Raw genomic sequence first — 20247 nt, 5'->3', positions numbered from 1 at the left:
CATTTTTTTAATATAGAATAGTAAATTTAAAGGCTAAAGGGTCAAAATGCTTAATGAGCTCCTGCACGAGGCTATCGCCGTATTTTACATACAGGGTAGCGAAATTCTCAGAGCGTTCCTGAAGCCCACCATTAGGGAATAGTTTCTCCTTCACCCTTTCAATCTGCACCAACGCTTCCTGGTGGTTCTTTTTATCGGCCTTTAGTAGTTTTTTCTCCAGGTTGTTTATAGCCTTTTTAAGTCGTGCTTTAACCGCTTCGGCGCTAGCCCCCAGGCTGGGGTCAATTTTGTGTGAGCGTAGTTTTAATTTGCCGAATATGGCATTAAACTCCATCCACTCGTCGCGAAGGTTTAAGCGATGTGTTGTATGGCGGCGTACATATTCATTCTGTAGTGCCGTGGTCGACTTAAATATGCTTTTAAAGGTTAAATCCAGTCGGTATATTTTTCCGGCAATGCTGTCGTCGGTTATCATCGCAGAATTCCGAGGCACCAGTATTGGAAATGGGATTTTAAACTGATCAAAGTTGGCCTTAAACTGAAGCCAGTACACAATTTCAGCTCCTCCGCCGATGTAAGCAAGGTTAGGTAATATTACCTCTTGGTATAAGGGGCGCATAACCACATTGGGGCTAAAGCGTTCAGGTCTATTTTTGATCTCCCGTTTCAATTCGTCGGCCGTAAAAAAGATGCTTTGGTGTAGCACTTCATATAAGCCATCTTCATTTTTAACAATACGCTCACGGAACTCATCCGTAAGGTAAAAGAAGTTACATTCGCGCGCATGTACCTGCGTGGAGAACCCGAGCTCTTCTAAAGCTGTCGTTGTGGTAGATATCGCTCTCAGGCTTTTTTCGTTAAGGATATCGTCTTCGATTATTCCAGCGAAAAGCTTTTTAAGCTCCGGTTTATCCGCATCAACGATAACTAAGCCATAGTCCTTAAACAGTGCATTAACCAGCACACGGGTAGCATCGGCAAGCTTACGGTTTTGTAGGTAGGCATCTTGTACAATGGCTGTAAGTTTTGTGGAGTTGTCGGATAAGCCCAACATGCCGCAATATTCCTTAACCACCTGCCGCATGGTGTCGGTATCCATACGCCCGGTACCTGAAATACGGGGCACATCCCAGGATATCTTTTTACCAAATACGCGGGTATTGTTTATTTCTTCAAAGTCGTGGTCTTCGGTTGCCATCCAGTACACCGGAATAAACTCCTTGTCTGGAAATTTGGCTTTTAAATCCTGAGCCAGTCGTATTGTAGAGGCAATCTTAAAAATAAAATATAAAGGACCTGTAAAAATATTAAGCTGATGCCCGGTAGTTACGGTAAAGGTATTAGTATCGGCCAGCAGTTGAATATTGCGTTCTACCAGGGCAGCATCCTCCAGCAGGCCTGTGTACTGATGCGTTAACGCATCAACCAAGGGTTTACGGTGCTTAAAGGAAGCCTTTTGTTGCAGTTGTTTTTCGAAACCTGCCATGTCCGGACTGTTGCCATAAAACGGTTGAAGTGCTTTATCGCCAGCCAAATACGCCAATAATGTCTTCGAAAAGCTGTTGGTGTCTTTATAGTCTATGTAGGTTGCTTTCATCTATCGTTGTTAAATCCCAACAAATGTATAGTCTTTTGCTATACAAAGTACAGGTTTTGTAAAAAACCAGGCCTTAAGCACTAAATTATAGCGATTATCTGACAAAAAAAATAGCAGCCTAAAGATTTTTAGACTGCCTTATTTTTATTTTAAACCTTGGACCTTGGGGTTACATTAAACTGTTTTTACAAATCTCTCATCATACTCTTCAATATCAATAATATAGTGGTTCTGTATTAAAAAGTCGTATAATGGTTTAGCTTCCTCCGAAACTTTCAGGTTTTTCGTTGTAATAATCTCATTGCTTTTTCTATTCAGGTAAGGGTAGGCATAGAGCTTCACATCCTTACTGAACATGCCCGATATATAAGAAAGTAACTCGTTGGTATAATTGGCTTTATTATAATTCTCGGAGTTGAAGATATTGCGTAAGTTGGATATGTTTGTGGCAATACCCACATGCTTAGGCTTAAAGGTTTTAACAAACTCAGCCAAATGATTATTCCTTCTGAAGTTAGACACCATGATGTTGTTTCCTGTGGAACACAGCTCCTCCGCTCTTTGAGCAAAGTACTGTAAATCCTCGTGCGTTAAGTCCAACTCATCGTCGAGCACATTTCCCATCAACACCTCAATCAATACCACCGTATTTTCCGGGTCGGCATTGGTATTCTTTTTAAACTGTTCTACGGCAAGGTTAAACAGGTCAAAATTAGGCAGCGATTTTTGACGGTATTTTGTGCGGAGCACAATAATATCTTTTTTATACAAATAATCTTTAATCTGCGCGGCTTTACCATTGGGTTTAAAAATGGCGGCTTTAGCATAACCTTTGGCAATTAGGTATAAGTTTAATAGGCGCTCATTGGCATGTTCAAATACCGGCCCACTAACCTTTACCAGGTCAATCTCTACAGAACCTACAGCCAGGTTGTCTACCAATGATTCGATCATTACCTGCGGGTCATAGGAGTAATAATATGCAGCGAATACTAGGTTTACGCCTAGTATACCCAATACCTTAGCTTGTAGCTTACTATCGCTATCCAATAATCTTACGTGGATAATAATATCGTTCACCGGGCCCCCCACCTTATCTTGAAACCGTATGCCCAACCAGCCATGCGGGTCATTTGTCTTGGTAAAATTTAAGGTAGTCACCGTATCGGCAAAGGCAAAGAATTTCTTGTTTTCATACTTCTCCATATGCAAACGCTCGGTCAGTAAATCGAACTCGTGCGTCAACATCTTGGTTACTCTCGTACGGCTTACATAACGGCCATCTTCTTCAACACCATAGATGGCATCACTAAATGCCATATCGTATGCCGACATGGTCTTTGCTATAGTGCCTGAAGCTGCTCCTGCTTCAAAAAAATTGCGCGCTACCTCTTGGCCAGCACCAATTTCGGCGAAGGTGCCGTAAATTGCCGGGTCCAAATTAATTTTTAATGCTTTTCGTTTTGTTTCGAATATCTCTCTTGCCATGATACAAAGGTACAAAATTTTGTATTTAGATACCTCCAGCTAAGCTCTTGTTCATTTGCTTATAAATCGAATTAGGCCATACAAAATTCTGCTAGCAAAAGCTTCGGCACCAGGATAGGCATGGCTTGACAAAAAAAGGATCAATAAAAAATTTCTGCCATCATGCAGCGTGCACTACCGCCACCATATTTTTCAATGGTATATAAAGGGAAGTGCAGTATTTTGCCAAATGTTTCCAGCTGCTCGAGCTGGGCAGTGGTAAATGCCTTAAATGCCTGTTCGCTCATACAGATATAAGGCTTTCCCTCGCTGTTTGCTACTTCTAAAATATTGCCAGCAAAATGGTTCATCTGTGCTTCTGATATCGCAATTATTGTTTTTTTTGTCGCCTTCAATCGGGTAATAACCTCTGCTTTCTGTGTTTCATTGCGGATGCATTCTAAACAAATAACACAAAAATGTGTTCCTAAAGCCATTAATACGTTGGTATGATAGATCGGGTAGTAGCTATCGTTTATCTTTTGGGTGGCTTCAAAAACCACCGGTTTATAATTGTTCTCTTCACAATACACTAAAAGAAGCTCGTGGCTTGCTCTTTCCGACAGCGAACAATAGATGATGCGGTGTTGGTGGTCTATAATAAGTACGCCCGTACCCTCCAGATAAAGGTCCTGCGCTTCATACGTGCTGTAATCTTTTAGCGTGTTGAAATGAAGATTATTTTTTTCTAGTATTCCGATGACGTTTAATTGACGTTCCTTCCTGCGGTTGGGGGCATACATGGGGTATAAGATGGCCGTATTCGAATGAAAGGAGATCACATTATTCGGGAAGATACTGTCAGGGGTGTCGTTTATACCATTATCGTCGACTACAATAACACGAATATGTGCTTCCCGTAAAGCCGCCAGCATATGGTCAAATTCTGCCTGTGCCAGTCTGTTGGTATCGGCTGTTGCTGTCTCGTCACTTTGAAAAAGATTATCTACGGCCGTTTGCTCATTTTTTCTAAAAGCATTGGGGCGCACCATTAAAATAGTATCGGTATGTTGTTTTGTTGTCATTATTCACGTAATAAGGGTAATGTAGAGCAGCGTAATAATCCTTCCTGTTTACCAATTTCATGGTACGGTATCTCTTCGACCGTAAATCCCTGTAAGCGCAGCCAGCTGTTGAGACGTGTAAACTGCTGCTCCGAAACGACAATATCTTTGGCTATAGAAAATACATTGGAGTACATTGCGTACATTTCCTCTGCTGTAATATGGAAGAGGTTATCCATGCCAAAAAGATCAACCAAATACTGGTAGTCGGCAATATTTCTAAACCCTTCTTTAAGGATAATGCCCTTACGATCACCGACCGGTTGAAAACAGCAGTCCAAGTGTAATGCATTGGCGCGTGGGTCGTGCATAGACTTAATTAAGTCGAAGGCCTTAACCTCTTTATCTGGAAATAGCGTCCTTATAAAATCTACTCCTGCTTGATTTGTTCTTGCGGTATTGATTAGAGGGTAATCTTTGCCGGTATAGGTACCTACAAAAATATGATTGTTCCATAACATCACATCGCCACCTTCAATATGAACCTCCTCAGGCGGAAAAATTAATTGTTGGGCCGGTATTTGGTCTACAATATATTGTATGGCATTCCATTCCTCGGCCCTATCTGGGAGTATGTTGGCTTTTATAAAATACCGGTCGATAACAAAGCCAATATCGCGCGTGAATAGTTGGTTTAGGGAGGCGATAACCCTTGGCCGGAATACTTTGACCTCATATTTTTCCAATACCTTCAGAAAGGCGGTTGTTTCGGCAACCATATCCTTTTCTATCGGATAGGTTCCCGCCAAGATATGTGCTAATGATTTAGGGTCGTAGGCCTCTGCGGCCGTTGGCGTAGGTCCGTTATCTTGGGCAATTCCTAAAATGACTGATTTTAGTCTGCTGGTTTCATCTTTAATCTGTAGTTCTAGCATAAAAAAAGTTTTTGTTGGTGCCCTAAATTAGTAAACATTTTTAAGGCTTTCAGGTGCTTTATAATTATTGCAAATAATTAATTTATAAAGGTTTATAGGTAAAAATAATGAATAAAAACATAGGGTTAATAATAAAAATGTTAAACAAATGCATGTTCTCCTTATTGCCCTTATGGTTTACGTTATTAAGGCATGATTTGTTATTTTTGTTAACCTAAGTGGGGCTGGTTTAATTCTTTTTAATTCCTATTATTTAAGATTATGTAATCTGAAATAAAACACCTAAACATTTAATGTTTTTGTAAAAGTATTTGTGCGTTACTAACCCTTAAAAATATGCTGTAATAATCGTATATTTGCACATCAAAATTCAAACAATTGTTGTTAAGTAAATAAATTGTTTGTCAAAGAGTTAATTACTATAAGGTACTTGCAATTTTTAAGCCAAATGAGTAACGTATATTACCAAGAAAAATTTGAAGACCGTCACAACGGTCCTAGTTCTACTCAGGTAGATGAAATGTTGAAGTTTTTGGGCGTCGATTCTTTAGACGAATTAATCGAGCAAACTGTTCCTGCACAGATTCGTAGACCGTCTTTAAAATTGCCGAAAGCTTTGAGCGAAGTGGCATATTTAGAAAAGATTGCACAGATTTCTGATAAGAACAAGGTATTCAAATCTTTTATCGGACAGGGGTATTACAATGTTGTATTACCGGGTGTCATTCAGCGGAATGTTTTCGAAAATCCAGGATGGTATACCCAGTATACGCCTTACCAAGCCGAAATTGCACAAGGTCGTTTGCAGGCTTTATTGAATTTCCAAACCGTTGTTTGTGATTTCACGGGTTTGGAAATTGCCAATGCTTCGCTATTGGATGAGGCTACTGCGGCAGCGGAGGGTATGTTTATGTTGTTCAGCGCACGTAAAAATAAAAATGCCAATGTGTTTTTGGTAGCGCCGAGTATATTTCCACAGACCTTGGATGTTTTAAAAACTCGTGCCGTGCCTTTTGGTATTGAGCTGCGTATGGCCGATGTTGCCGAGGCGGAACTTACAGAGGATGTTTTTGCGGCTTTTATCCAGTATCCTGCGGCAAACGGTACAGTTGCCGATTATAAACAGGTTGCAGATGCAGCACACGCTAAGGGGATTACAATTTGTGTGGCTGCAGATTTAATGTCGCTGGCTTTGTTAACGCCTCCGGGTGAGTGGGGCGCTGATGTGGTCGTAGGTACCACACAACGTTTTGGTATTCCGATGGGCTTTGGTGGCCCACATGCGGCATACTTTGCTACTAAAGATAGCTACAAACGTAATATCCCGGGTCGTATTATCGGGGTTACCTCGGATGCGAATGGGGAGTATGCTTTACGTATGGCCTTACAAACACGTGAGCAGCATATCCGTAGGGATAAGGCTTCTTCAAATATCTGTACAGCACAGGCCTTATTGGCAATCATGGCCTCGTTCTATGCGGCATACCATGGTCCGCAAGGCATAAAAAATATCGCTACACGCATAAACGACCTGGCGAAATTAACGGCTAAGGGCGTTGAAGCATTCGGCTATACCCAACTGAATGAGACGTATTTTGATACCTTACGTTTTAAAGTTGGCGCCGAGGCTGCCGGTATTAAGTCGGAAGCCTTGAACAACGAAATGAACTTCTACTATGAAGATGATATCGTTGGTATTTCTATTGATGAGAGTACAACTTATGAGGATGTGCAGACTATCGTTAAGATTTTTGCCAAAATCAAAGGAAATGCTGTTGCTGATGTAGATTTGGCAGATTTTGTTAACAACTTGGATACTTCTATTCCAGCAGAGTTGTTGCGTACCTCGCCTTATCTTACCCACCCTAATTTTAACAGCTACCACTCGGAGCATGAGATGTTGCGTTATATTAAATCTTTAGAGGCGAAAGATCTTTCTTTATGCCATTCTATGATTCCTTTGGGTTCTTGTACCATGAAGTTAAATGCAACAACAGAGATGGTGCCGGTAACATGGGCTCGTTTTGGTGCTTTGCATCCTTTTGCTCCTGCAGATCAGACTTCAGGTTATATGCAAATGATCAATGAGCTTAACGATTGGTTAAGCGAGATCACGGGTTTTGCAAAGATGTCGTTCCAGCCTAATTCTGGTGCTCAAGGTGAGTATGCGGGTTTAATGGTAATTCGTGCTTACCACGAAAGCCGTGGTGAGAGCCACCGTAACGTATGTTTAATCCCCGCGTCGGCACATGGTACTAACCCAGCATCGGCTTCTATGGCCGGGTTGAAGGTGGTCGTTGTAAAATGCGATGAGCGTGGTAATATTGATGTGGAAGATTTAAGAGCAAAAGCTGTAGAACATGCGGCAAACTTAAACTCGTTAATGGTAACGTATCCATCCACACACGGTGTGTTTGAAGAGCCTATTATAGAGATCTGTAATATTATCCATGAAAATGGAGGTCAGGTGTATATGGATGGTGCGAATATGAATGCTCAGGTTGGTTTAACCAGTCCAGGTTTCATTGGTGCGGATGTGTGTCACCTTAACTTACATAAAACCTTCTGTATTCCACATGGTGGTGGTGGTCCAGGCATGGGTCCAATTGGTGTAGCGGCGCACTTGGTGCCTTTCTTACCAAACCATACGGTAGTTGATGTTTCGGGCGAGCAGGGTATTTCTGCTGTTTCCTCGGCTCCATTTGGTTCGGCTTCCATCTTATTGATCAGCTATGCATATATCGCAATGATGGGTGGGGAAGGGTTAACCAACGCGACACGTACAGCTATCTTAAATGCAAACTATATTAAAGCACGTTTAGAAGGTCACTATCCGGTTCTTTATGCTGGAGCAAATGGCCGCTGTGCGCACGAAATGATTTTGGATTGTCGTGGCTTTAAAAACGTAGGTATTGAGGTTGCGGATATTGCTAAACGTTTGATGGATTATGGTTTCCATGCACCAACCGTATCATTCCCGGTGGCCGGAACTTTAATGGTAGAGCCTACAGAATCGGAATCTAAAGTTGAGGTTGACCGTTTTTGTGATGCTTTAATCGCTATCCGTCAGGAAATTGCTGCGGTAGAAGCAGGGCAGGCGGACTCGGTGGAAAATGTATTGAAACATGCTCCGCATACGGCAGCTGTTGTTACGAGCGACGATTGGAATAGACCTTACTCGCGCGCTACGGCAGCCTATCCTTTACCGTACTTGAAAGACAGAAAATTTTGGCCTTCAGTTGGTCGTGTAAATGACTCGCAAGGGGATAGAACTTTAATATGTTCATGTCCTTCGATTGAAGCGTATGCAGAAGCATAATTTTTAGTCAATTTTATATTCGTGAAAAGCCAAAACTCGTCGAGTTTTGGCTTTTCATATTCATTTAATTAGGTTTGCAGTATGCAAAAAGGCAAATTATATCTTATTCCTGTACCCTTGGCCGAGGGTGCCGAGAGGGCTTCTTATACAAATTTACATCATGCTGTAATTGAACATATAGCGGAGTATGTCGTAGAAAATGAAAAAACGGCACGTCGGTTTTTGAAAGCTGCAGGTTTACCTATTCCACAGAGCCAGCTTATCATCCACGATTATGGCAAACATACGCGCGAAAAGATGGATTATAATGTGGTTTTTGCGAATGTAAATAAAGGCCACGATATCGGACTGATGTCGGAGGCCGGCTGCCCTGCTGTGGCTGACCCTGGCGCAGATGTGGTGTTGGAGGCGCATCGCCGGGGTATACAGGTGGTGCCTTTGGTAGGGCCTAGCTCTATTTTGCTGGCGCTTATGGCTTCGGGCTTTAATGGCCAGAAATTTACTTTTCAGGGGTATTTACCTATTGATAAAGTTGATAGGGGTAAGAAAATCAAGGACTTGGAAGGGCAGAGCCAGCGCGAAAAGATGACGCAGCTGTTTATTGAAACGCCGTTTCGTAATAATCAGCTTTTTAATGAAGTGCTGCGGGTATGTAAACCGACAACACGTTTGTGTATTGCGGCTAACTTAACGGCTACGGATGAGTTTGTGTATACTAAAACTATTGGCGAATGGAAGAAACATCCTGTTGACTTGCATAAAATTCCGGCCATCTTTGTCTTGTTTGCTTAGTTGTTTTACAGCTCAAATTTGCCCTTACTCTTTTCCGTTAAGGTTTTCAATTATGTAATGTGCTGTGCTATGGTGTTTTGTTGTTTATAGGCTACCTTTTGTGTGCGTATGGGTTTAGATAGGGTTGTGTTTGGGGTGGGCGGCTGTTGGTGGTTCTTTCTATATGTCGCGCTTCCCTGCATTTTAAGAGGTGTTAGCGCAACAAAATAGGCCCTCAGTACCGGTTGATTTGGTATAAAAAAATTATCTTTATGGCATTGTGAATTTTAGCGTTTAGTCGTAGCAAAATAATAGATATAATATGGATGATTTTTTGAATGCTGTTGATTTGGAAAAGGTGGAGTCAATAATTGTAGTCGCCTTTATTTTTCAGGTTATTATTAAACTGTTGTTTGCCAATACAATTCGTGTTACACTGAAGCGGGTGCGCAAAGCCAACCAATGTATTATGCCTAATCAGGCATGGTTTTTGGCCATTCCATTATTTGATATTTACTGGAATTTTGTGGTGGTACGGCGATTGGCAGACTCTTTGAATAATGAGTTTTATGACCGTAAAATTGCGGTAGAAGAGAACCCTACAGCCAAACAGGGGTATTGGTTTGCGGGCAGTAATTTAGCCGCCAACTTCCCTACACCGTTCTTTGTGCGGTACTTATTGTCGGTGCTTAGTCTGGTTAGTTTTGTTGTGTATTGGGTTAAAATAAATGAATATCGTAAACTGCTGAAGACTACATCCGCAAGTTTGGAGGTACCTCCTCTACCGGCTGATGATGCTAAAGCGCTAGAAAATAAAGATTAGTTAGTGTTTTATCGATTTAAAAATACGAGCGTATGAAAATTAAAGAACTTACCCAATATTTGGAGTCCATTGCGCCATTAGCTTACCAGGAGTCTTATGATAATGCTGGCCTTATTGTTGGCGATATGGAGACAGCCATAACCCAGGTTCTTATTTCTTTGGATTGTACGGAGGCTGTAGTGGATGAGGCTATCGCAAAAGGCTGTAACCTTATTGTTTCCCATCACCCTATTGTTTTTAAAGGCTTAAAGAAGTTTAATGGGGCTAATTATGTCGAGCGTACAATTATAAAAGCAATAAAACATGGTATTGCCTTATATGCGATACATACCAATCTTGATAATGTTACGGGGGGTGTTAATTCGAAGATTGCAGAAAAATTAAGCTTGGAAAATCAAGCTATCTTAAGTCCTAAGCCGGGCTTGTTAAAGAAGTTGGTTGTTTATGTGCCGCGTACGGATGTGGAGCAAGTGCGGCAGGCATTGTTCGATGCGGGGGCTGGTCGTGTAGGTGATTATGACCAATGTAGCTATAACACGGCGGGGTATGGTACCTTCCGCCCGCTGCCGGGAGCAAATCCTGCTATCGGACAGATAGGCGAGCAGGAGCGTGTGGAAGAGACAAAAATTGAGGTTGTTTTTCCAGCTTTGCTGCAACGCCAGATTGTGGTGGCCCTGTTGGCGGCTCATCCTTATGAGGAGGTTGCTTATCAGATTTATGCGCTGGAAAACTCCCTGCAGGATGTCGGTGCCGGTATTATTGGTAATCTGGCAGAACCTATGTCGGCGACAGCCTTTTTTGCTTATTTAAAGGATAGGCTTCATGTTAAGGTAATACGCCACAGCCAAATTTTGGATAAACCGATTTCGCGTGTTGCGGTTTGCGGTGGCTCGGGTGGTTTCTTGCTGAATGATGCCAAGCGCTCGGGCGCGGATATATTTATTACCGCCGATTATAAGTATCATGAATTTTTTGATGCCGAGGGGAAGCTGGTGATTGCTGATATTGGACATTTTGAATCTGAACAATTTACACAAGAATTATTGTTGGAGATTATTACGAAAAAATTTGTTAACTTTGCTGTCCTATTGACAGAAATAGACACAAATCCCATAAAATACTACAGTTAATGGAACAGACCGTAGAACAAAAACTAAAGGCACTGTGGTCCTTGCAATCGATCCACACAAAAATAGATAAGATCCGTCAGGTACGTGGCGAGCTTCCTATCGAAGTTGCTGACCTTGAGGATGAAATCGCAGGCTTAGAAACTCGTCTTGAAAAAATTCGCGTTGAGTTAGATGACTTTGAAGATTCAATTGTAAAACGTAAAAACATGATCAAAGATGCACAATCTGCGATCAAAAAATACGAAGGTCAGTTGAACGAGGTTAAAAACAACCGTGAGTATGATGCGATCTCTAAAGAAATTGAAATCCAAGGTTTGGAGATTCAAGTATGTGAGAAACGTATTAAAGAGTCGGAATTTGAAATAAAAAACAAATCCGAGTCTTACGAAAAGACACAAAAAAATCTGGACTTTTCTAAAGGAGAGTTAGAGATTAAAAAACAAGAATTAGATACCATCACTGCAGAGACTCAAATCGATGAAGAGGTTCTTTTGGCGAAAGCGGAAACGGCTTCTGAAAACATCGACGAACGTTTATTGAAAGTTTACAACAAATTGCGTGGCTCTTTCCGTAATGGTTTAGGTGTTGTTTCTATCGAGCGTGATAGCTGTTCTGGATGTCACAACAAGATTCCACCTCAGTTACAATCGGAGATCCGTCAACGTAAAAAAGTTATTATTTGCGAGCACTGTGGTCGTGTATTGGTAGATGAAGAAATAGCATCTGAAGATTAAAAAAAAACCTGCGTTAATTAACGCAGGTTTTTTTAATTTAACCTTGTGGGTTAATTAAGACCTCATCCGTAGGGATTGGAAATGTATAACGATTATCACTAAACGGAACTGTTCTACCCGTCCCAACGGCAGGCAGCGGCTGTAACCTACGCTGTAAATCTGGAGCTCTAAAACCCTCACCTAGTAACTCTATTCTTCGTTCTAACAAAATAGCATCAATAATCTTTTGCTTATCGGATAGATCTTTAAATTCATAACCTGGATTTGAACGATGGCGTATCGCTTCTAAAAGCGCGATAGCGCGTTTTTCATCCCCAACCTCTGCTTCCGCCTCTGCCACATTTAAAAGGACCTCAGCGTATCGTATTACAGGTACCCAATCTAAGAATGGTGCTATACCCCATTTTGTCAATAAATTCCATGTAGAGTTTGGATATAACGTCGTTAGCTGTGATTTTCTGCTGTCTTCACTCGGCCAGTTTGGATTGCTAAATATTCCTGTGCTTCCGGTATTTAAGTAATACTCAATATTTCCAGCATTGTAATAAAACCCCAATTGGTTCTGTGTTCCTGGCGCATTATTGGCTGCATAAGGAAAGGAGAAGATATTTTCTGCTGTTTTATAATTTTTGAATACGTCAACAATATTAGGTGCCAAAGCGTGTGTTATGCCTGATGGTGCTTGGAATGGAGCTGTAGCGGAAACCAGTTTTTTGCCTTCAACTAGCACTTGTTGGTAATTTGCCATCGCTAAGAATACCCTTGTTTTTAAGGCTATTACGGTGTTTTTATGCGCTCTAGTGAAAGCGTAATCCCCAGCACGTGGAGCTGAAATAAACTTTTCTGCATCCTCTAAATCTTTTAATATCTGCGCATAAATATCTTTTACCGGCGAACTAGGATGGCTATTGTTAGCAATTGTCGTCTCTGGATTCAATCGTAATGGTATACCCTTAGATGCCCCATTATCCAATGTGTACGGTTTAGCAAATAGTTGTATTAAGGCATAATAGGTTAAGGCTCGAATAAATTTTGCTTCACTAATAAATTCGGACTTTTCAACATCTGTAATAATCCCTTCTTTTACCAACTCAATATCATGCAGAAATTTGTTTATTCTATTAATGGTCAGATAGCCCTGAATCCAGAAGTTTGCAACATACGTGTCGCTGGGGTCGTTGGTAAACATATAAACACCAAAGCCCGTAACCACGTTATTGGTTCGATTTATAAATTCATCCCCTCGGATATCGTTGTAGATCTGATACCTGCCCGCATAAAAATTTCCATTTTTTAAAGAAGCATATAAACCAACCGTCTGTGCTTCGATACGCGCTTTAGTATCCATGGATACATCTTCAGGTAAATTTAAAATCGGTGGTGCATCTAAGAAATTTTTACCACAAGACCCTAAAAATATGGATGCTGTTAAAATCCCTAAAAAACAATATCTGCTGTATTTTCTATAAATTTTCATAATGTGCTAATTTTTTTAATTTAAAAAGTTACGTTTACACCAAAAGTGAAAGCCCTTCCGTTCGGCATTGCGTTACGCTCGATTCCAGACCCAATATTTGAATTTCCATTGGAGGAAATTTCAGGATCTACACCTGTATATTTAGTAATAATAAAGGCATTGTTTACAGAGGCGAAAACACGTAAATTGCTAATTCCTGATCGTCCTAATGCGGATGTTGGCAATTTGTAGCCCAAAGTGGCGGTCTGTAAACGTAGAAAATCTCCCTTTTCAACATTTTCTTGGATTAAGAAAGCTGAACCATTTGAAATATTGTCGCCATATATAGCCCTAGGGATATCACCATTTTTATTTGTTTCTGTCCATGAGCCTAGAACATCTGTTGAATTGTTCCAGATACGTTGGTCGCGAAGACCTGCACGTGAGCCATTATAAATGTAATTCCCTCCGGAGAAGGTAAAATTAAGTGCGGCATCAAAATTTTTATACGCAAAGGTATTATTGAAACCACCATACCATTTTGGAAGTGTATTCCCTAGCATAATCGCCTGATCTGAGATGCTATTTACAGGAGTACCATCTAATAATGTCCAAGTCGATTCACCGCCAAGATACTGAAACTGTACTTTACGCCCCTCTCTATCGACAAAAATACGCCTTCCGTTTTCAGGGTTTATTCCCGCGGTTTGTATGCCATAAATCTGAGCGGCCGACGAACCCACTTTTGTAATATTTGTTAACTCTAGGGTACTGGTGTAGCTTAATAATTGGTTTACACCATCAGCTAAGGCTGTAACTTCATTTTTATTAATCGAGAAATTTAATGAGCTATTCCATTGGAAGTTTTCCTTGCGTATAGGCGTAGCATTTAAGGTAAATTCCCATCCCCTGTTATACATAGATCCTACATTCATCAAGATACTATTATCTGGTATGCCTTTCGATGGTGTTTGCGGTACGTCGAGGATCAAGTTGTCAATATCTTTTCTATACCAATTTATTTCGGCAGAAAAGCGGTTGTTTGGTAAAGAAAATTCCAAGCCAATATTTTTCTGACTACTGGTTTCCCATTTCAGGTTATCGTTTCCTGCTTGGTTAAATACAAAAGCATTACCACCGCCATAAATTGTGGCTCCATAGGTGCTATAGGCCGCGTAAAGTGCGTTTAGGTTTCCATTTCCGACGCGTCCCCAGCTACCTTTAAGGCGCATCGTAGGGAAAATATCCCCTAGGCTAGAGTTTTTGAAGAAATCCTCTTCCGATAGGGTCCAACCTACCGATGCGCCACCAAAATTACCCCAACGGTGCTTTGGTGATAATGCGGAATTTCCGTCTCTCCGGTAATTACCACTAATAAAATACTTGCCTGCATAGTTATAGTTAATAGATCCTAAATACGCTTCGAAAGCTTGAAGTGTTAAATCATTACCTGCAGCAGCGTCAATGGTAAACGACCCTTGGAAATGTGTGAAAAAATCGTCTGCAATATTTTGGCGTTCTGCACCCCAGTTATCGGATTTTGTTTTCTGGGCATCATTACCAATAAGGATGTTAAAGTGGTGTTTGTCAAACGATTTTTTGTAATTTAAAGTATTGATAATGTTCCAGTTGTTGATTTTTGCTGCGTTATTGTAGGCCTGTCCCATAACACCAATACCATCTCCTTGTATAGGATTCCAGAATCGGTTGTTATCCGTATTCCGAAGGTCCCAGGTAAAGTTAGTATTAAAAGTTAATCCTTCAAGTAGTTTTAACTGCGCTCCAATTGTTGAAAATAAACGGTTTGTTTCTGATTTGTTTTTATCCAAGTCTATTAGTGGCATAGGGTTGGGAAAAGTGGGTTCTAAAACATTATTACCACTGCCAATTGCTGCCCCATTCAAATAATAAGATCCATCTTCGTTGTAAGCAGGTACATTAGGAGACTGTGCTATAGCAATACGTGCTAAACCGGAATAAGCAAACGCACCCCCCGTAAAGGAACCGCTATTAGGGGCATTATTCAAAGAGTTTGTATAGGCGAGGGTAGCGTTGAACTTCAGCCAGTCTGTAGCTTTATGTGCAATATTAAATCTTCCTGATTTACGGCTAAATTTATTTGCCCTAAGGATACCTTCCTGCTCAGATAGTCCTGCCGAGAAGTAGTATTGAGTTTTTTCAGTACCTCCAGATAGCGTTACATCATGATTATGAGAAAAACCAGACCTATAAACTTCTTTATACCAGTCTGTTTCAATCATGTTGCCCTTGTCGTCATACATCGGGAAGAAACCACCTTTGGAGGGATAACTGCTTTCAGGAAGCGAGGGGGAGAGCTCCCGTGCATTGGCAATGGCCTGGTTTTTATAGTCCATATACTGCTGAGCATTTAAAACTTTCGGCAGTCTTACAGCATGGGTTACCCCAACCCAACCATTATAGGTCAATTTAGTAGATCCAGATTTCCCTCTCTTTGTAGTCACGACCAATACCCCTGCGGCAGCCCGAGAACCATATAAGGCAGCCGATGCGGCGTCTTTTAAGATGTCAATAGATTCTATATCGGCTGGGTTAATATCTGCTAAAGGGTTGTTTGCAGCAGCATTTTCTGAAACATCATTAGTGGATACAGGAATGCCGTCTATAACAACCAAGGGAAAGGAACTTAATGAAATGGAGCTTAAACCCCTTACGCGGATCACAGGAGGGTTGTTTAATAATCCTGTGGCTTGCACAATGTTAACCCCCGCAGCTTGCCCAGTAAGTCCTTGACTAAAGCTTTGTAAGGGGCGCTGGGCTAATTTTTCGCCACCCACCCTTTGGGATGCGCCGGTAAATTCTTTTTTAGTTAATACCGAATAACCAGTTACAACGACCTCGTCTAAACTCTGATCAAGGGATAACAATCTTACGGTAAGATTGGACTGACTGCCAAGTTTTACCTCTTTACTTTTGAAATTTATGTAGGAAAAAATTAAGGTATTATTTTTGGATGCAGAAATGGAAAATTTACCAGAGGAATTAGTCTGTGTGGCGGTGTTTGTGCCTAAAATGGAAACAGTTACACCAGATAGCGGCCTGCCGTCGTCGTCTGCAATAACATGGCCTTGAAATAAAATTTCTTGTGCATAGGCGCTTATATTAAGCCCAAATAGCACCAATAAGATACTTAGAAGTTTTTGTTTCATATGTTTGTTTAGTTAGTGAATAAAAAAGCAATTATGGGGGAATAGCTTTTTTAATCTGGTTAGTATATTTTATTTAAAATATATTTGAGCAATTCTAGAGTTTGCACCTTAAAGAACTTTTTTTAATTGTAAAAACGGTAGTATTTATAATAAATAGCGTTTTATTAACAATAAGTCCTTTTTATTTCCTGCAAGATAACATTATATTTTCTTTATGTCAATATTTTTGACTCTTTAAATTAATTAATTAGCGGTATTTTGAGTGTATTTTGCTTTTTTTGTTCAATTTTTAATGCTTATTAATGCAATATTATTGTAAAATAGGGTGTTTTATCTCAAATTATTTATAGAATACAATATATTTGTATAGTTAACCTGAGAATTTCAATATATATGTTTCAAAAAGCAACCCGTTTATTAAGTTTTGCCTTGGCTCTAGGGTTTTTCGGCACTGCTGCAGCGCAGGAGGAGACACTTTTACTCCGTAGCCCTAGTATAAGTAAAGACCATATTAGTTTTGTGTATGGGGGTGATATATGGATCGCCGATAAGAATGGAAAAAATCCAAAGCGTTTAACGACAAATCCTGGGGTAGAAATGAACCCAATTTTCTCTCCTGATGGAAAACAGATTGCCTTCACGGGTAATTATGATGGTAATACGGATGTGTATACCATTCCGGTTTATGGCGGTGAACCCAAAAGGATTACTTACCATCCTGCTGCAGATTTGGTAAGAGGCTGGTTAAATAATTCTGAAGTGTACTTTCAGAGCACGCGGGAGTTTCAGTATTCCTTAGGTGCTCGTTTGTATAAAACAGGTTTACAGGCCGAAACTTCAACGCCATTATTGATGCCTGAGGCTTATCAGGGTTCGTCATCGGCCGATGGAAGGTATTGGGCATATATTAAAAACTCGGACCCTACGGAGCGTGATAGGGTGGCCTTCAAGCGGTACCGTGGTGGCGGTATGCCTTCTATTTGGATCTTTGATACCAAAACTAAAAATGTAGAGGTAATCCCGGGTGAGCGTTGCAACGATGTAAAACCGCTATGGTTGGGGGCTAAGGTTTACTTTCTTTCCGATAGGGATAAGATTGTAAATATCTTTAGTTATGATACCCAAACAAAAAAAGTAGAAAAGCTTACCAATTATACGGATTACGATGTTCGTACGTTACATGGTGTCGATAATGAGCTGACTTTTGAGTATGCAGGGCGTTTGCATATCTTAAACGTTGCCAATAAACAGGTTAATACCTTAAAAATTTCGGTGCATGCCGACCCGATGTTTAAGCGTACGAAGTACGAGGAGATGAAAAATGATATCCGCAATTTTGATATTTCGCCGACAGGGCAGCGGGCATTATTTGAAAGCCGTGGTGAGATATTTTCCGTTCCTAAGGAAAAGGGCGATGCCAGAAATATTTCTGCTTCTCCGGGTAGCCATGAGCGCTTTCCGGCATGGTCCCCTAATGGGAAATGGGTTTCTTACCTTTCGGATAAAAATGGTAAATATGAATTGGTATTGCGTGATCAGAAGGGAACAGAGGCGCCGACTTATATTAATTTAGGTACGGGTTTATTTTATTTCGAACCTGCATGGTCGCCAGACAGTAAGAAGTTGTTTTATAATGATGCGCACCTTAATTTATATTACGTAGATGTAACAACCAAGCAGGTGGTTTTGGTAGATTCCGATAAAATGGCTTCCATTACTGGGCGTACACGTAATCATTTTGAACCTTCCTGGGCATTTGACTCCAATTGGATAGCCTATGTAAAGAGCCTGAACAATGGTGTGCGTGCCGTGTTTATGTATAACCTTACCAGTAAACAAACGCATCAGATTACGGACGGTATGAGTGCCGTTGCGCAGCCGACTTTCAGTCGGGATGGCAAATACCTGTTCTTTACGGCTAGTACTAATACAGGGCTTACCAATTCGGGATTACATATGTCGGCCTATGAGCGCAACCCATCGTATAATGTGTATGCCTTTATTCTATCGAAGGCTACACCTTCACTCTTCAAAAATGAAAGCGATGAAGAGACTGTGAGGGAGGATAAAGCTGCCGATGAAAAAAAAGATCCTAAAACGGAAGACAAGAAAGATGCGCAGAAAAAATCTTCTTCTAAGGGGGGGGCTAAACCTGAAGAAAAACCAAAAGCTGTAGAAAAGAAGCTGGAGGTTGATTTCGATGGTATAAATAGACGTATTGTGGCTTTACCGTTACCAAGCGGCTATTACCGTCTGGATGGTTCGGTTGAAAATATATTGACCTATCAACGTGCTGGTACGATAGGTGCGTATGATTTAGCCAAAATGGAGGATAAATCTTTGGTCGAGGGGGCACGTGCGTTTCGTGTTAGTGCTGATGGTAAAAAAATGCTTTACGCCAGTGGGCGCGATTTTCATATTGTAAATGCCGGGCAGAAGCCTGCACCTGGTGCAGGCAAGCTAAATATCGATAATATTAAATTTGAGGTAGACCCTGCGGCAGAATGGGAGCAGATATTTAATGAGGTATGGGCTATGCAAAAGGAGTTTTTCTACGTAGAAAATATGCACGGCGCAAATTGGGAGGCTGTAAAGGCGAAGTATAAGAAGTTTCTGCCGTATGTAAACCACCGCTCTGATTTAGGATATTTGTTAAATGAGATGATGGGCGAGTTGGTTGTAGGGCATGCCTATATTTATCCTGGAGACCAGCCGTCGTCGCCATCGGTGAGTACGGGGGCGCTGGGTGCTGATCTTGAAGAGGTGAATGGGGTTTATAAAATTAATAAAATATTTACGCGCCTGGATTGGAACCCTTCCTTTAAAGCGCCTTTGGCAGAGCCTGGTGTTTCTATTTATGAGGGTAATTTTATTGTCGGCGTGGATGGTGTTAATCTTGCCTTGGGTAATAACCTTTATAAATTGTTGGAAAATAAGGTGGGTAAACAGGTGGTATTGCACCTAAACACAAAACCTAGTTTCGATGGCGCCCGCCTAGTGACGGTAAAACCAATTTCATTCGGCGATGAGATTGAGCTGCGCCGTATGGATTGGATCGAATCGAATCGTAAAAAAGTCGATGCGTTAAGTAAAGGGCAAATTGCTTATGTGTATATGCCAAATACCGCACAAGAGGGGTATACTAATTTTAATAGATACTACTTCTCGCAGATGGATAAAAAGGCCCTCTTAATCGATGAACGTAATAATGGCGGTGGCTCTGTTGCCGATTATGTAATCGATTTGCTTTCCCGCGAGCTTATCGCAGGGTGGGGGATTCGTGATGGCCGTTCATTCACGACACCAGGAAATGGCATTTTTGGCCCTAAGGCTATGATTATAAATGAAAATGCTGGCTCAGGAGGTGATATGATGCCTTATATGTTCCGCTACCGTGGTATAGGTAAGCTCGTTGGTCGTACAACGATGGGAATCTTAGTGGGTATTTCGGGGTATCCACCGTTATTGGATGGCGGTAGTATTACATCGCCGAATTTCGGCGTTTACGATCTTAAAGGCAATTACATTATCGAAAATGAAGGTGTGGCACCTGATATTTTTGTAGAGCAATTGCCAAAGGACCTTCTGGAGGGGCGCGATCCACAGTTGGAGCGTACGGTAAAATTACTTCTTGAAGAGATTAAAACTTATCCTTACCAAGAGGTGAAAAAACCTGCAGACCCGATTCGGGTAAACTAAAAAAAATAAAGTTAAGGGGTGGGCTTTCTGAAAAGATAGCCCATTTTCTTTTGATCGGTTTTTA

12 protein-coding genes are annotated in these 20247 nt (G+C 41.0%); 6 read left to right on the top strand and 6 right to left on the bottom strand.

Annotated elements, in window-relative coordinates; all coding sequences use genetic code 11:
* Positions 1 to 7: 7 nt before the first annotated feature.
* The 4 genes from bshC to ACL9RF_RS09565 form a co-directional block, all read right to left on the bottom strand.
* Positions 8 to 1597, bottom strand: coding sequence for a bacillithiol biosynthesis cysteine-adding enzyme BshC (bshC, locus tag ACL9RF_RS09580; RefSeq protein WP_422800392.1), 1590 nt, complete (start codon positions 1595 to 1597; stop codon positions 8 to 10).
* A gap of 174 nt (positions 1598 to 1771) precedes the next feature.
* Entirely contained in the window at positions 1772 to 3085 is a 1314-nt protein-coding gene (locus tag ACL9RF_RS09575) for a nicotinamide mononucleotide adenylyltransferase (protein ID WP_422800391.1), read from the bottom strand.
* 140 nt (positions 3086 to 3225) lie between these two features.
* A complete protein-coding gene (gene ctlX / locus ACL9RF_RS09570) occupies positions 3226 to 4149 on the bottom strand; it encodes a citrulline utilization hydrolase CtlX (protein ID WP_422800390.1) in 924 nt (307 codons plus the stop codon).
* A complete protein-coding gene (locus ACL9RF_RS09565) occupies positions 4149 to 5063 on the bottom strand; it encodes a dimethylarginine dimethylaminohydrolase family protein (RefSeq protein ID WP_422800389.1) in 915 nt (304 codons plus the stop codon). The genes ctlX and ACL9RF_RS09565 overlap by 1 nt, the downstream gene beginning before the upstream one ends.
* Positions 5064 to 5511: 448 nt before the next feature.
* Here ACL9RF_RS09565 and gcvP point away from each other — a divergent pair, with 448 nt between their 5' ends.
* From gcvP to ACL9RF_RS09540, 5 genes are all read left to right on the top strand, one after another.
* Positions 5512 to 8382 carry an aminomethyl-transferring glycine dehydrogenase gene (gene gcvP, locus ACL9RF_RS09560; RefSeq protein WP_422800388.1) on the top strand — a complete coding sequence of 957 codons (2871 nt, stop codon included), beginning with the start codon at positions 5512 to 5514 and terminating at the stop codon, positions 8380 to 8382.
* Positions 8383 to 8463: 81 nt separating this feature from the next.
* Complete coding sequence (locus ACL9RF_RS09555; protein WP_422800387.1) at positions 8464 to 9174, top strand: SAM-dependent methyltransferase; 711 nt, start codon at positions 8464 to 8466, stop codon at positions 9172 to 9174.
* A 301-nt stretch (positions 9175 to 9475) separates the two neighbouring features.
* Positions 9476 to 9976 carry a hypothetical protein gene (locus ACL9RF_RS09550; protein WP_422800386.1) on the top strand — a complete coding sequence of 167 codons (501 nt, stop codon included), beginning with the start codon at positions 9476 to 9478 and terminating at the stop codon, positions 9974 to 9976.
* A 32-nt stretch (positions 9977 to 10008) separates the two neighbouring features.
* Positions 10009 to 11106, top strand: a complete 1098-nt coding sequence (locus ACL9RF_RS09545; protein ID WP_422800385.1) for a Nif3-like dinuclear metal center hexameric protein — start codon at positions 10009 to 10011, stop codon at positions 11104 to 11106.
* On the top strand, positions 11106 to 11840 hold the full coding sequence (locus ACL9RF_RS09540; protein WP_422800384.1) for a zinc ribbon domain-containing protein: 735 nt from the start codon (positions 11106 to 11108) through the stop codon (positions 11838 to 11840). Before ACL9RF_RS09545 ends, ACL9RF_RS09540 begins: the two co-directional genes overlap by 1 nt.
* 37 nt (positions 11841 to 11877) lie before the next feature.
* Here the strand turns inward: ACL9RF_RS09540 and ACL9RF_RS09535 are convergent, their stop codons facing one another.
* Both ACL9RF_RS09535 and ACL9RF_RS09530 read right to left on the bottom strand, forming a co-directional pair.
* On the bottom strand, positions 11878 to 13317 hold the full coding sequence (locus ACL9RF_RS09535; protein WP_422800383.1) for a RagB/SusD family nutrient uptake outer membrane protein: 1440 nt from the start codon (positions 13315 to 13317) through the stop codon (positions 11878 to 11880).
* A gap of 20 nt (positions 13318 to 13337) precedes the next feature.
* A complete protein-coding gene (locus ACL9RF_RS09530; protein WP_422800382.1) occupies positions 13338 to 16484 on the bottom strand; it encodes a SusC/RagA family TonB-linked outer membrane protein in 3147 nt (1048 codons plus the stop codon).
* A 393-nt stretch (positions 16485 to 16877) separates the two neighbouring features.
* On the opposite strand from ACL9RF_RS09530, the gene ACL9RF_RS09525 reads away from it, so the two are divergent.
* A complete protein-coding gene (locus ACL9RF_RS09525) occupies positions 16878 to 20183 on the top strand; it encodes a S41 family peptidase (protein ID WP_422800381.1) in 3306 nt (1101 codons plus the stop codon).
* The last annotated feature ends 64 nt before the right edge of the window (positions 20184 to 20247 follow it).

This window comes from Sphingobacterium sp. Mn56C, from assembly GCF_049319645.1.
Classification (GTDB): Bacteria; Bacteroidota; Bacteroidia; order Sphingobacteriales; family Sphingobacteriaceae; genus Sphingobacterium.
The sequence above is the reverse complement of the archived record's forward strand: the minus strand, read 5'-3'. Positions and strand labels throughout refer to the sequence as shown.

Coding starts and splice junctions, on each gene's coding strand:
- gcvP (WP_422800388.1), top strand. CDS start 5,512: ATGAGTAACGTATATTACCAAGAAAAATTTGAAGACCGTCACAACGGT.
- bshC (WP_422800392.1), bottom strand. CDS start 1,597: ATGAAAGCAACCTACATAGACTATAAAGACACCAACAGCTTTTCGAAG.
- ACL9RF_RS09525 (WP_422800381.1), top strand. CDS start 16,878: ATGTTTCAAAAAGCAACCCGTTTATTAAGTTTTGCCTTGGCTCTAGGG.
- ACL9RF_RS09530 (WP_422800382.1), bottom strand. CDS start 16,484: ATGAAACAAAAACTTCTAAGTATCTTATTGGTGCTATTTGGGCTTAAT.
- ACL9RF_RS09550 (WP_422800386.1), top strand. CDS start 9,476: ATGGATGATTTTTTGAATGCTGTTGATTTGGAAAAGGTGGAGTCAATA.
- ACL9RF_RS09545 (WP_422800385.1), top strand. CDS start 10,009: ATGAAAATTAAAGAACTTACCCAATATTTGGAGTCCATTGCGCCATTA.
- ACL9RF_RS09555 (WP_422800387.1), top strand. CDS start 8,464: ATGCAAAAAGGCAAATTATATCTTATTCCTGTACCCTTGGCCGAGGGT.
- ACL9RF_RS09575 (WP_422800391.1), bottom strand. CDS start 3,085: ATGGCAAGAGAGATATTCGAAACAAAACGAAAAGCATTAAAAATTAAT.
- ACL9RF_RS09540 (WP_422800384.1), top strand. CDS start 11,106: ATGGAACAGACCGTAGAACAAAAACTAAAGGCACTGTGGTCCTTGCAA.
- ctlX (WP_422800390.1), bottom strand. CDS start 4,149: ATGACAACAAAACAACATACCGATACTATTTTAATGGTGCGCCCCAAT.
- ACL9RF_RS09565 (WP_422800389.1), bottom strand. CDS start 5,063: ATGCTAGAACTACAGATTAAAGATGAAACCAGCAGACTAAAATCAGTC.
- ACL9RF_RS09535 (WP_422800383.1), bottom strand. CDS start 13,317: ATGAAAATTTATAGAAAATACAGCAGATATTGTTTTTTAGGGATTTTA.